We start from the raw sequence: 13314 nt of genomic DNA, 5'->3' as shown, positions 1-13314 counted from the left end.
GTCCCCAACTTTTGTGCTGCTGTGGCACATCGCATCAATGCGTACTATCAATTGTTGTAGTGGTGGTGACGGATGATGGTAAGAGGGCGATTACGAATATCGTATTTGCTTGCCGGTAAAGTCGAAGTATGTTCCTACCGCATGTTGGATGGGGCTTTATTCGGTCTCTGGGCATGTTGAAAGAGTGGCCAGTCAATGCGTATTTTATGAACGATAAAATACACCCCTTACAATAAAATCCGGGATCCTGATTAATGTGAAAAGTACGATGCGAACGCCTCCCTCGTCCCCACCCGCTGCTCGCGCCAATGTGCCATCAAATAGCCTGACTTGCCCGACCATAGCGTCCAATCTATCGACTGGTCTGGTAAGCGCGCAATATACGACCGACGAACAATGTGAATTATTAAACACTCAACTTCCATTGTTGTCGCCCGATTCCATGCCGAGAGTTACAGAACGATTGATCGCAGTCGGACCTGTTACACCATCCCATGACAAGCAAAAAATGACTGATTGCGGGACGAGACCTGGACCATCGGCCATAAGAATCAAACAAGAAACATATAACGCGCATCGAGAGATATGGGAGAAATTTCAGCGCAGGGTAGAGGAGGATGCACCTTCAAGAATGTCTGCGCCGCCACAGTTCATCACTACCCAGGAAATAGCGCAAAAAGCGGCGCTACATAGTAATGCAATGCCGGTAAACGTTTGTGCCGGGAGGCGTCCCGAAAACAATAAGCTACTGCGTTTCGGCCATGACATGAACAAAATTTATTCTTACAAAAAGAGTGTAGCGATACTTTCCGATATAACAAATACACCCGTCGACGTTTTGCTTAAAAAATCTGGCATCGCGTCTACTGACGTGGGTATGTCAACTCTTGAAGTCGCGGCATTGTTTACTTTTGTTGGCAGATATTATGGACAGATGAAGGGACGCGATGGTGAGTTTTCCAAAGACATCATGAAAAAATATTTCGCGAGTGCTGTGTGTGGACATCCTGATTTAAAAAAAAATATCGTTCTGGGAATGGTGCAAAAAACAGAGGAGGGTGCATATATTAGTAAGCTGGTTTTGGCCGAGGTATGGTCTGAAGATGGCAACATAAAATATGAACTCTTTGATAGTCAATATGAGAAAAATGAAAATGGTGACATCGTCACAAAAAAAGTAAAGCTACCAAGCCTGTCGAATATGCCCCTCGCTATAACATGCTGGGTATATGAGACAGATGAGTGCCAATTGCACCCGCGATATTGGGAGAAGCAAGGTACCGCACAACCCCCGGCAATGGATGCGCGTCCACTTGTGCTTTCTGCTTACAGTCTGGGAGCAAAAAATTTAGAGAGATACGATACATTGAACAAGGAGCCAGGCGCGTTTGTTTTATCCAAATGGCTGGATACTTTTCGCGTGGTTGAACATATCAATTTTCATAATGATTCAAAAATAGGAACAAGGCTGGTCAACATATTGTCATCCATCGATATGGACTCTGGATTAAGGCAGCAAATTTATGACCTTGCTGCGCAAGCTCCGGACAATCCGGAAGAGCCCTACCTGCCGGTATTAGAGAAGATGGAAAAAGTCTGCGCAATCATTCATCGCCAGAGTGCAAGTTACAGAGTACTTGGCTTCCTCTTGAAAAAAACAGTTGCACAGCTAGTTGCAGAGACTGGCATCGCGTCATCCAACGAAAAACATTCTTTGACAGACATCGTAAAAATATATATGACGGCAAAGTATCCCGGAGAAATGCTTGAATTCAGTTGTGCTGATGACGTGATGCACTATGTGACGCGTGCAGTACAAAAAGTGCCAGCACTCATCTTAAAACTGGCTTTGGGATATGTGACTGAAGATGGTGTTTCTGATGTTGTGGTGATTAAAGCGTGGATGGGAAGAGAGTCAGGTAAGCAGTATCGGTTAATACATGTTGCCGATGATGGCAGTTTGGCGAAGAATCCGTATTCTTCGTTATCTAACCTTCCTCTTTGCCGAATGTTTTGGTTGTATGAAACAGGCAAGCGATACCCAATCTCGAAATAATTGAAAAATTATTCTCATCTCCCGACACGCTACGTTCTGTGAGTGTGGCGTTGTCTCAGACTCTCCGGTAGCAAACACATTAACGGAAGATATTTAGGAAAAAAGACCACAGCGACGGTGTACTTTGGCTGACGTTACGCTGGCGAACGTGCAAATAATCCAATGCTTATTTTATGAACGACACAATAGGCTTATCAAAATAGAATTCGGGGTCCCAATTTCCTAATTAACAAAAAGGAACACGATGCTTGGAACCATATTCTCACCCCCAGTTAATGTTGGCAGCAATTCGTCAACAAGTAACAGCATTTCCCCCACCTTAAATTCATTTTGCTTAAAAGATACGTATAACCTCCAATGTACATTGGAACGCACATCGTCGAATTTTTTACCAGGTTCACCATCCGGAAAAATAAAAGATGGGCTGATAGCTGCAACAGAGGTGGGGGCAGAGCAAGCGAAGCGAGAGAATCCTTTCACATCAGGTCTGGAGCCGCCTGCACGCTGTACTCCTACAGCTTCAACTACATTTAAAGCGATAGACGTACTTCCAGTATGCGGAGAAATTGGAAACAAAATCAGACCACAGGATACAGGTCATCGAATAAACCGATGTACGTCCACTCATCCAGAGCCGCTTGCCGCCACTGCAGCCTCTACTTCACATTCATTTGGCGTAATGCGTGCACTTCGATCACTGTGGAAAACCATCAAGACAATGTGGAGTGGCTCATGTAGGCCTACAACTAACCAATTCAAGCTTGCCCGTTCAGAGTCTCCCAGACGCCATGTTCCCTCGACTTTACATGTCACGGATGCACTTTCAGCGGGGAAATTTACACAGACAATGGGCGCAGTCGTTGATGCGCCAAAAAACCACCTGGTTGACCGCGCTCCACCAGAGCCTCAAGCCAAACCAGTTCTACGTACCTCCTCGGTACAGGATGTGATGAAAGAATGGGGAGTGAGCGGCGTGTTTGACGACAATACAGAAGGAGCCAGCGTTTTTGCCGAATGGGCGCATCGTTGTAATGCCCGTCTTAGTGAGTACAATCCAAAGAGAAAAGCAGAAATGATCAAAGTATGGGAGTTCATGGCGAAGGATTCTGTACTGCAGAATACAATTTTTGCTATTGCCGCCGAAGAGTTGGGACATCCTAACGAGGAAAAACGCTACCAACGTGCATCGACTCGGATGGAGAAGCCTTATCTGGAAGCCGAGGAAAAAATTTCTGGCATGAAAATTACTCACGTCATGTCAGCTCTACCTTGCTATGCGTCCGATGCGCCCTACAAAATACTTGGCGATATTCTGAAAAAACCGCCTCAATGGGCAGTTGAAAAGGCGCAATCCTGCGACAAGCTGTCAGTGACAGACATTATCAAAACCTATTCTGCCGAAGGATATCCAGGTACACCCAAAGGATTTGTCGGGGCTGATTCAGTGAAGAAGTATTTGAATAAAGCTTTAGCACGCGCGCCCGAGAAAGGATTAAATCTGGTGATGGGGTATCGAAATGACAAAGACGAGGGCAAGGTTGGTTTTGTTGATGTACGGGTAAAAACCACGAAAGAGGGGCATTTGTTGTTTAGAGATTGGACGGGTGAGACAGAACTCTATCGCGTGCCAAAAGATGGAATGATGCTTTATAAAGATATAAGCAATGGAAAAGTGGTTGCCAAGATGGACAATAAGGGGCACCTATTCTCCCCTTATGAAGAGTCACTTGGTAATCATAAACGACCACTACCACAACTGGAGTATAAATTATGTGCTGACTATTCTAAGGACACTGAATTACGTTTAAGATCACTTTCCAAGTTGGCTTCTTGCAGAGAGTTTTGGATCTACGAGACAGATGAGTGATACCGACGAGCAGATGTAAAAAATTAATTTTACTTCACAATAAACCACGTTCTGCGAACGTGGTTTTTCTTCAGACTCCCCCAGCGGTAAAAAACACTCACACATAAAAATACGCCAGCGCAACGATGGCGTATCTGGCCGCGCATGGCTGTTCGCACGATGTCGTTGAGATGGCTTTGATAGCCCTTGCCTGCACTCTTGCGTTACGCCAACAACGGCTCGATGCATTCTATTAACTACTTTGAGAGGATGCTGGACCTGTCTGCACACTGATAGCTGGAAGGTCAGAGAAGTCGATTTTACGCTGTGTGTATTCCAGGCTTTCCGGTACTCAACAGGTTGATCGGCAGACCAACCAATGCTTATTTTATGAGCGATAAAAATCGTTTATATCAATAAAATCCGGGGTCCCAATTTTCTAATTAATACTAAGGAATACGATGCCTGGAGCCATACTCTCATCCCCCGTTAATGTTGGCAGCAATTCGTCACAAACAGACAGTGCTTCCTCTGCCCCACATTCATTCGGCTTAAAAGGGACGCATGAAGTCCCGGAGACATTAGACCGTACACCGTCGAACTCTTTAGCCGTTTCACCATCCGGGACAATAAAAGCGGAGCTGAGCGCCGCAACAGGGGGAGCGACAGGAAGCGTGCAGTCAGAAATGCCTTTCATCCCTGGCCCCGTTTTTGCTGACAGTACGCCCTCCGCTTCAACTACATTTGAATCGACAGGTGCACTTCTGGCAAGCGAAGCAATCGGAAAGAAAATGGCCGGAGTCGCAGCAGCGCCTAATACCAATCTAGTCAAACCAGTCCTGCGCACCAACCGGGTACAGGATGTTATGACCGCATTGGGAGTGAACGGCGTGTTTGATAACAATGAAGAGGACGCCAGCGTTTTTGCCGAATGGGCACATAGTTGCGACTCTTTTCTAACTACGCACTATGCACGGAGAAAGCCAGAAATGGTCAACGTCTATGCATCCATGGCTAAGGATTCTGAATTGCGAAAGGAAATATATGCTCTTGCTTCGGAAGAAAAGAAACAGGATAGCCATGCAACGCGCTACATGGCGGTATCGACCAAGATGAAAAAAGCCTATTCGGAAGCCGTGGAAAGAATTTCGGCTAAGAAAATTGATAATGGCGCGTTTGAGGAACGTTGTTATGAGCCCGATGCGGGTTGCAGAATACTTGGCGCCATCCGGGGAAAACCTATTGAATCGGTAAATGAAAAGCTAAAGGCGCAGTTCAGCGATAAGTATTCAGTGAAAGACATCGTAAAGAGCTTTGTCAACCTGAGGTATAGCGGTACGCTAAAAATATTTTCTGATGGTAAATCAGTGAAGCAGTATTTGCTTCAGGCTGTAAAAAATGCGCCGAACCATCAATTAAAACTGCCGTTGGGATATCGAAATGAAAAAAGAGACGGTAAGGTTGTTTGTGTTGTTGCGCGGGTGAATACCAACGAAGAGGGGTATGCGCTGTTTACTGATCCGCTAACGAATAAAGAACTCTACCAGGTGTCAGAGGGTAGGATTGCCTATTATAAAGACCCGACTAGCGGGGAAACAGTCATATCTGGCGAGCCGGGAAGTTGTCTATTCCGCGTTACAGCAGATGCAACGCTTGAGCCGATGGAGACTATACGACTCACACCAAAAACTGTTTATTCATTAATGGACGTTGCATCTGATGGCACTTTATTTCAGACAGATTCGCTTTCTCAGTTGACTGATTGCAGTGAATTTTGGCTGTATGAAACAAGTAAGCGATACTCAATTCTAGTAACTCAGGAAAAAAACGTCACTGCTGAATAACCCTGTTCTGCGAATAGGGTTATTCCTCAGATTCTCCAGTAATAAACACACTCACAAACACACTCACGAAAGCTCAGTGAGCGCAAAAATATGCCCGCGCAACGATAACGTATCGGTCGGGTATGGCTGTTCGCAAGATGTCGGTGAGGCAGCTTTAATCATCCTTGCCTGACATCTTGAGCCGCTCCGACACGTCGACATCAATAACTGATATATCAATTCAGGCCAAGGCGCGGCGCCTATGCCGATTGCCATCGCAATGCGCTTATTATCGATAAGTTGTCATTCTGCCTCTTCTTGCCCGGTGCATTGCAGTAGTATGGGGAATCTACATTTGCAATTGCCGTTATACCGCTCTGTAATCTGATCCCGGTTTCGGGTACGAATCCTGCTTAGAGGAAAACAGATCGTTTCCAGCGACGCTTCACTCTCACCGCCTCACCTGTTCCGCTCCCATTTTTGCGTCAACACGCATCGAAAGGCACCACCCAATGGCTATCCGTGTCGCGCTGCATCACAAAACCAGCTACCACTATGATCGCCTGGTAACGCTGTCACCGCATGAAGTGCGCTTGCGTCCTGCGCCGCATGCGCGTACCCCGATTTTGTCGTATTCCCTGAGCGTCACGCCCGAGGATCATTTTATTAATTGGCAGCAAGATCCATACGGCAACTATATCGGCCGTTTTGTGTTCCAGGAAAAAGCCGACGTACTCGAATTTACGGTCGATCTGGTTGCCGACATGACCGTCATTAACCCGTTTGACTTCTTTGTTGAAAAATACGCCGAGCATTTTCCGTTCAGCTATCCGACCCAACTGACAGCTGAACTGAGCGCCTATCTGAAGGTGGAAGAGCCCGGTCCGTTGTTGGTTAAATGGGTTGCTGACGCGCGCCGCGATATGCTCAAAAAAGCGCTCGCTACCAACGATTTTCTCGTCGCCATCAATCAGCGTCTACAGGGCGATATTGGGTATCTGCTACGGATGGAGCCGGGCGTGCAAACGCCGGAAGAAACGCTCACCAATCGGTCCGGCTCATGCCGCGACACCGGCTGGCTATTGGTGCAGATTTTGCGCGAAATGGGATTGGCGGCACGTTTTGTGTCCGGTTATCTGATCCAGCTAAAAGCTGATCAGGAGTCGCTCGACGGTCCTGCCGGGCCGGATGCCGATTTCACCGATCTGCACGCGTGGACCGAGGTATATATCCCCGGCGCGGGTTGGATTGGTCTGGATCCCACTTCCGGCATGCTGGCCAGCGAAGGCCATATTCCGCTGGCGTGTACGGCCATGCCGTCGTCGGCGGCACCTGTGAGCGGCTTTACCGACAAGGCAGAAGTGACGTTTTTTCATGAAATGACGGTCACCCGCATCCATGAAGATCCGCGTGTGACCAAGCCGTATTCCGAGGCTGACTGGAACAAGATCGACAAGCTCGGCCAACTGGTTGACGCTGATTTGAAGCGGCAAGATGTACGCCTGACCCAAGGCGGCGAGCCGACCTTTGTGTCCATCGATGACATGGATGGTAAACAGTGGAATACCTTAGCGCACGGGGACGATAAACGCGCCTTGGCCGGGCAATTGATGCATCGCCTGAAAAACCATTTTGCGCCCGGCGGTATGGTCCATTACGGGCAAGGAAAATGGTATCCGGGCGAGCCGTTGCCGCGTTGGGCCTTGAATATTTTCTGGCGCATCGATGGTCAACCGATGTGGACCGATGCAACGCTGTTTTCGGATGAAAACAAGAGCGATGGCTATACCAGCGAGCAGGCCACGCGCTTTGCCGCTGAACTGGTCAAGACGTTAACGTTACCAGTCAATAGTCCGATTCCGGCCTATGAAGACGTGATGCGACAAGCCCAGCGTGAGCAGGGGCTGCCGGTGAATCTCGATCCGCTCAAGGCGGACCTGGATGCGCCGGAAGAACGACGCAGTCTGGCGCGTTTGCTAGAGCGTGGTTTGGGCCAGATTGTGGGCTATGTATTGCCGCTGAAAGCCCGGGATTTCGAACCCGGCGTGTCGCTGGGAACGGTCTGGAACACCTCGGCATGGCCGCTCAAGCGCGAGCATTTGTATTTGACCGAAGGCGATTCGCCGATGGGTCTGCGCTTGCCGCTCGACGCGTTGCCGTGGGTCATGCCGGACGACAAGACCGAAGATTTTGATGTGGATCCGTTTGCTGCACGCACAGCCTTGGCTGCAGCAAAAAAACGCCCGATCCTTAGCGTTGAGCCGGAGAAGGCTGGTAAAGCAGGCATTGGTGCGGCCGTGGCTGCCGCTGCTGCTGCGGCGGCAGCAAATATTGCCGTAGTGGAGCCCAAACCCGCGCCCAAAGAAGTCATTCATACCGCTTTGTGCGTACAGGTGCGTGGCGGGCGTTTGCATGTCTTTATGCCGCCGCTCAAGCGTATCGAGGATTATCTGGCCTTAGTCACAGCGGTAGAAAACACCGCCGCCAGGCTCAAAATCAAGCTCTGGGTTGAGGGTTATCCGCCACCACGTGACCCGCGCATCAAATTGCTCAGTGTTACGCCCGATCCGGGTGTCATTGAGGTCAATATTCACCCGGCGGCGAGCTGGAACGAGTTGGTCTACAACATGACCACGTTGTACGAAGAGGCGCGTCTGACCCGTTTGGGGACCGAGAAATTCATGGTCGATGGACGCCACACCGGCACCGGCGGCGGCAACCACGCCACCCTTGGCGGTGCCACTGCCGAAGACAGTCCGATGCTGCGCCGTCCGGACATCCTCAAAAGTCTGATCACGTATTGGCAAAATCATCCGGCGTTGTCGTATTTGTTCTCCGGCACCTTTATCGGACCGACCAGTCAGGCCCCACGGGTGGATGAAGCGCGTGACGATAATCTGTATGAGTTGGCGATTGCTTTCCAGCAAATGGACAAAGTGTTGCCGACCATGCATCCCGGCGACAAGCCGTGGATGGTCGATCGTTTGCTGCGTAATTTGCTGGTGGACTTGACCGGCAACACGCATCGCTCGGAGTTTTCGATCGATAAACTGTATTCGCCCGATGGTCCGACTGGGCGCTTAGGTCTGGTCGAATTCCGCGCCTTTGAGATGCCGCCGCATGAACGCATGAGTTTGTTACAGATGTTGCTGCTGCGGGCTTTGGTGGCGCGCTTCTGGCGCGAGCCGTATCAGGCCAAACTGGTGCATTGGGGCACAGCCTTGCATGATCGCTGGATGTTGCCGCATTTTGTGGCGCAGGATATCCGCGACGTGGTCAAGGATTTACGCGCCTCCGGTTATGCGTTTGAAGAGAGTTGGTTCGATCCGTTTATTGAGTTCCGCTTCCCGCGCTTTGGTACGGTGGTCTATGAAGGCGTGGAGATGGAGTTGCGCCAGGCTATCGAGCCGTGGAACGTGCTCGGCGAAGAAATGGCGGCCGGTGGTACGGCGCGCTACGTTGATTCCTCGCTTGAACGCATGCAATTGTTTGTACGCGGGTTGACCGATGGGCGTCACGTCGTCGCTTGCAATGGCCGCATGCTGCCCCTGCATCCGACTGGCATCCCGGGCGAATTCGTAGCCGGCGTGCGGTTCCGCGCCTGGAGCCCGTGGTCAGCGTTGCATCCGACCATCCGCGTGCAAGCGCCGTTGACGTTTGATCTGGTCGATACCTGGAGCGGTCGCGCCATCGGCGGCTGTACTTACCACGTTGTGCATCCGGGTGGCCGTAGTGAGACGGGTTCGCCGGTCAACGCCAACGCTGCCGAAGCGCGCCGTTTTGCACGCTTCTGGGCGCACGGCCACACGCCGGGACCGATGACGGTGCAGAAAGAGGATCGCAATCCAAGCTTCCCTATGACGCTTGATTTGCGTTGGAACGCCTATTGATCGTATCCTTCGGCATTAAGGTATAGCGGGGTGGCCTGGTCCACCCCGCATTCCGTTCGGATCGCAGGTCACAGGAATACGCGCCACATGTATAAAAAATATCTCACCAATTACAGCGCTCCTCCGGGCAGTTTTGATGAAATGCTGTACCAGTCCGACCTGCTGCATCAGCCGCGCCCCCATTGGCGCACGATGCTGGACCGTTTGGGATCGGAAGCGCCCGGGATTATGCGCGAACGTATCGAAACGGTGCAGCGTCAGGTTAGTGAAAACGGGATTACCTACAATATTTATACCGATGCCAAGGGCATGCAGCGTCCCTGGGATTTAAATGTCATCCCGTTTGTCCTGCCGCAGGATGAATGGGCGGGTATCGAAGCGGCGGTGATTCAACGCGCCACGCTGATGAATCGGATCTTGGGGGACATCTACGGCGACCAGAAAATGCTGGAAGAGGGCTTGTTGCCACCGGCATTGATCCACGGTCATGCCGGATTTTTGCGCCCCTCCCATGGCATGCAACACCCCGACGATACCGCCCTGCATTTTTATGCTGTCGATCTGGCGCGTGCGCCCAATGGTGACTGGTGGGTAGTTGCCGACCGTACGCAAGCACCGTCCGGGGCTGGGTATGCCTTGGAAAACCGGGCCATTATTGCGCGTACTTTTCCTGATTTGCTGCGTGACCTTAACGTTCAGCATCTGAGCGGATTCTTTAACACCATGCGCGATAGCCTGGCCTATTGGGGGCGCATGTGCGCCGCTAACGGAACCGATGGTAAAGCGCTGCGCAGCAGCGAGCAGCCGCTCATTGTGTTGCTCACGCCCGGCCCCTATAACGAGACCTATTACGAGCAAGCCTACCTGGCCCGGTATCTGGGTTTTCCGTTGGTGGAGGGCGGGGATCTGACCGTGCGCAATGGCATCGTCTATCTGAAAACCTTGTCCGGCATGCGGCGCGTACACGTCATCCTGCGTAGAGTTGATGACGATTTTTGCGATTCCCTGGAATTACGGCCTGACTCCGGCTTGGGCGTGGCCGGATTGACCGAGGCTGCCAGACGCGGCAACGTGCTCATCGCCAATAGTCTGGGATCCGGCTTGCTGGAGTCGGGTGCATTGCTGGGCTTTTTGCCAGGACTATGCGAGCGCCTGCTCGACGAACCGCTGAAAATGCCGTCCGTTGCAACCTGGTGGTGTGGCGAACCGGCAGCGCTGGAAGAGGTCATCGAGAAGCTCGATCAACTCGTCATCAAGCCAAGTTTTCCGCAGCAACGTCAATATCCGGTCTTCGGGCAAGATCTTAAAGGCGTCGAGCGCGATACCTTTATCGCCGCCATGCGCGCCAATCCGGATAATTACGTAGCGCAAGAAATGGTGCGCCTGTCGCAAGCGCCGGTATGGAATGCGGAGTTGACAGGAGGCGGCCTGAGCGCGCGCGGTATCGGTCTGCGCGTCTACGCCTGTGCCACGCCGCAAGGCTATGTGGTCATGCCGGGCGGCTTGACGCGGGTGGCAACTGGTCCGGATGCGCGGGTCATTACGATGCAACGCGGCGGCGGCAGCAAGGACACCTGGGTATTGGCGAGCGGGCAGGTCGCCGCGCAAAGTCTGTCCAAACGCACCACGACCAGCGCCGACCTGGTGCGCGACGATACGCATTTGTCGAGTCGGATGGCCGAGAATCTGTTTTGGTTCGGTCGTCAGGCCGACCGTTGCGACAACGTCACGCGCCTGTTACGGGTGACGCTCAATCTTCTGTTTAATGTCCGTCCCGCCGATCGCGGTACTGAATGGCCGACGCTTGAGTCGTTGTGCATCTGGTTTCGCCTCATTGATATTGAAGATGACGAGAACGCTGAAGATAGCGCTGCGGTAGCGGCAACTGTAGCGGCAATCGCCCCTGCGCCTAAGCAGGAGCAAACGCAGACGCCGATTCAGGGCCAAAGCCAAAGTCAGGGTGCCATTCCTGTTCTGCTACCGAAGGCGATTTTCAGCGATGCGCAAATTGAGGCCACGCTATTGCGGGCCGTGATCTCGCCCGACGTGCCGGGTCTGGCCAGACAGCAGCAGCAACTCTTCGGCATTGCCAGCCAATTGCGCGAGCGCTTGTCGGTCGACAACTGGCGTGCGCTCAATCGCATGGTGCAGCGTGAGGTCAGCGACGAACACCGACTCTCGCAAGCCGAGGCGATGACCATTCTTGATGACGCCACCGAATCCCTGATGACGATGGCCGGGTTTGCGCTCGATGGCATGACGCGTGACCTGGGCTGGCGCTTTCTCTCCCTTGGTCGGCGTCTGGAACGGCTCCAGTTTGAAAGCATTCTTTTGCAGCGGGCGCTGGGAATGGATGCCAATGGCAGCCTGGACTGGGTACTGGAATTATCTGACAGCATCGTCACCTACCGCGCCCGTTACAGGGCACAGCCTGAGTGGTTGCCTGTGCTCGATTTGTTGCTATTGGACGATACCAATCCGCGTTCGGTGCTGTTTCAATTGTCCGGAATGTTGAAGAGCCTGGGCGACATAGAGCTGACCTACGGTGCTTGCGGTGCAGAACGGTTGATTCCGCTCAAAGAGGAGTTACTGGCGCTGATCCCGGAAACCGACTTGTATTGCGGCAATGCGCATCTGATCGACTTGCTGGGACGCATTCAACTCGCCAGCGAGGCGATGTCCGAGCAAATCAGCGTGCAGTTTTTCAGCTATACCAATAACTCTCCATTCAGGGGCAAAACAGCATGAGCGATTTACCAGCGAGTGTCCTGGTGCCGGTTACACCAGTTGCACCAGTTACACTAAATGCACCCTGCGCACGCTATCGCGTCGTGCACGAAACCCATTACACCTATCAGAGTACGGTCACGCTATCGCAGCAATATCTGCATTTGAGCCCGCGTGCCTTTCTGTATCAAGAATCGCAATATCATCACATCAGCATTACACCGACGGAAGAAGATGGTGCCGATGGCACCGATTATTTCGGCAATATTACCCGCCACATCGCCATCACTGTGCCGCATAAAACGCTGCTGGTGCATGCCGAATCGATCGTCCTTCTTACCCCCCGCTTAACGCTGGTGCAGATCGAAGGTTCGTGTCGCTGGGAAACCGTACGCGATAGTATCGGCCAAGACAGAACACCCGCAGCGCTTGAAGCATGCCGCTATTTATACGCGTCCCCGCACGTCAAGATGAGTGCTGCGCTCAAGGACTACGCCCTGACCAGTTATACGCCCGACAGACCGATACTCGACGCCGCGCTGGATTTAACGCAACGCATTTTTGAAGACTTTGAATTCGACGGTAAAGCGACCGATATTTCAACGCCATTGGAAGAGGTACTCAAAGGTCGGCGCGGCGTCTGTCAGGATTTCGCCCAGTTGATGATCGGCTGCCTGCGCAGCCTCGGCCTGCCCGCCCGTTATGTCAGCGGCTATATTTTGACCCACCCGCCAGCCGGGCAACCGCGCATGATAGGCGCGGATGCATCGCACGCCTGGGTATCCGTTTTTTGCCCGGATGTGGGCTGGATTGATTTCGATCCGACCAATCGCTGCTTAGTCCAGAGCGAACACATTACCTTGGGTTGGGGGCGGGATTTCAGTGACGTTACGCCCATGCGCGGGATAGTTCTGGGGGGCGGGGAGCAGACGCTTGAGGTGCAGGTGACGGTGACGCCGTTACCTTTTTGAG

The 13314-nt window shown here is 52.0% G+C and carries 6 protein-coding genes; all 6 read left to right on the top strand.

Going from position 1 to position 13314, the window contains the following annotated elements; translation table 11 throughout:
- The first annotated feature begins 310 nt into the window (after window positions 1-310).
- The 6 genes from ACVBEF_RS03435 to ACVBEF_RS03410 all read left to right on the top strand — a co-directional run bounded on the left by ACVBEF_RS03435 (window position 311) and on the right by ACVBEF_RS03410 (window position 13313).
- A complete protein-coding gene (locus ACVBEF_RS03435; protein ID WP_447122544.1) occupies window positions 311-2056 on the top strand; it encodes a hypothetical protein in 1746 nt (581 codons plus the stop codon).
- Window positions 2057-2300: 244 nt separating this feature from the next.
- Complete coding sequence (locus ACVBEF_RS03430) at window positions 2301-3923, top strand: hypothetical protein (protein WP_447122543.1); 1623 nt, start codon at window positions 2301-2303, stop codon at window positions 3921-3923.
- A 440-nt stretch (window positions 3924-4363) separates the two neighbouring features.
- The gene (locus ACVBEF_RS03425) at window positions 4364-5746 is read left to right on the top strand and encodes a hypothetical protein (protein WP_447122542.1); all 1383 of its coding nucleotides are present in this window, start codon (window positions 4364-4366) and stop codon (window positions 5744-5746) included.
- A gap of 491 nt (window positions 5747-6237) precedes the next feature.
- Entirely contained in the window at window positions 6238-9615 is a 3378-nt protein-coding gene (locus tag ACVBEF_RS03420; protein WP_447122541.1) for a transglutaminase family protein, read from the top strand.
- Between the two features lie 87 nt (window positions 9616-9702).
- On the top strand, window positions 9703-12363 hold the full coding sequence (locus ACVBEF_RS03415) for a circularly permuted type 2 ATP-grasp protein (RefSeq protein ID WP_447122540.1): 2661 nt from the start codon (window positions 9703-9705) through the stop codon (window positions 12361-12363).
- The gene (locus ACVBEF_RS03410; protein WP_447122539.1) at window positions 12360-13313 is read left to right on the top strand and encodes a transglutaminase family protein; all 954 of its coding nucleotides are present in this window, start codon (window positions 12360-12362) and stop codon (window positions 13311-13313) included. The genes ACVBEF_RS03415 and ACVBEF_RS03410 overlap by 4 nt, the downstream gene beginning before the upstream one ends.
- The last annotated feature ends 1 nt before the right edge of the window (window position 13314 follow it).

Source organism: Glaciimonas sp. GG7, assembly GCF_052976905.1.
This window is presented reverse-complemented; position numbering and strand designations above follow the sequence as displayed.

What these genes read in the sequence shown, in the direction of transcription:
- ACVBEF_RS03430 (WP_447122543.1), top strand. Translation starts at nt 2,301, where the DNA reads ATGCTTGGAACCATATTCTCACCCCCAGTTAATGTTGGCAGCAATTCG.
- ACVBEF_RS03425 (WP_447122542.1), top strand. Translation starts at nt 4,364, where the DNA reads ATGCCTGGAGCCATACTCTCATCCCCCGTTAATGTTGGCAGCAATTCG.
- ACVBEF_RS03420 (WP_447122541.1), top strand. Translation starts at nt 6,238, where the DNA reads ATGGCTATCCGTGTCGCGCTGCATCACAAAACCAGCTACCACTATGAT.
- ACVBEF_RS03415 (WP_447122540.1), top strand. Translation starts at nt 9,703, where the DNA reads ATGTATAAAAAATATCTCACCAATTACAGCGCTCCTCCGGGCAGTTTT.
- ACVBEF_RS03410 (WP_447122539.1), top strand. Translation starts at nt 12,360, where the DNA reads ATGAGCGATTTACCAGCGAGTGTCCTGGTGCCGGTTACACCAGTTGCA.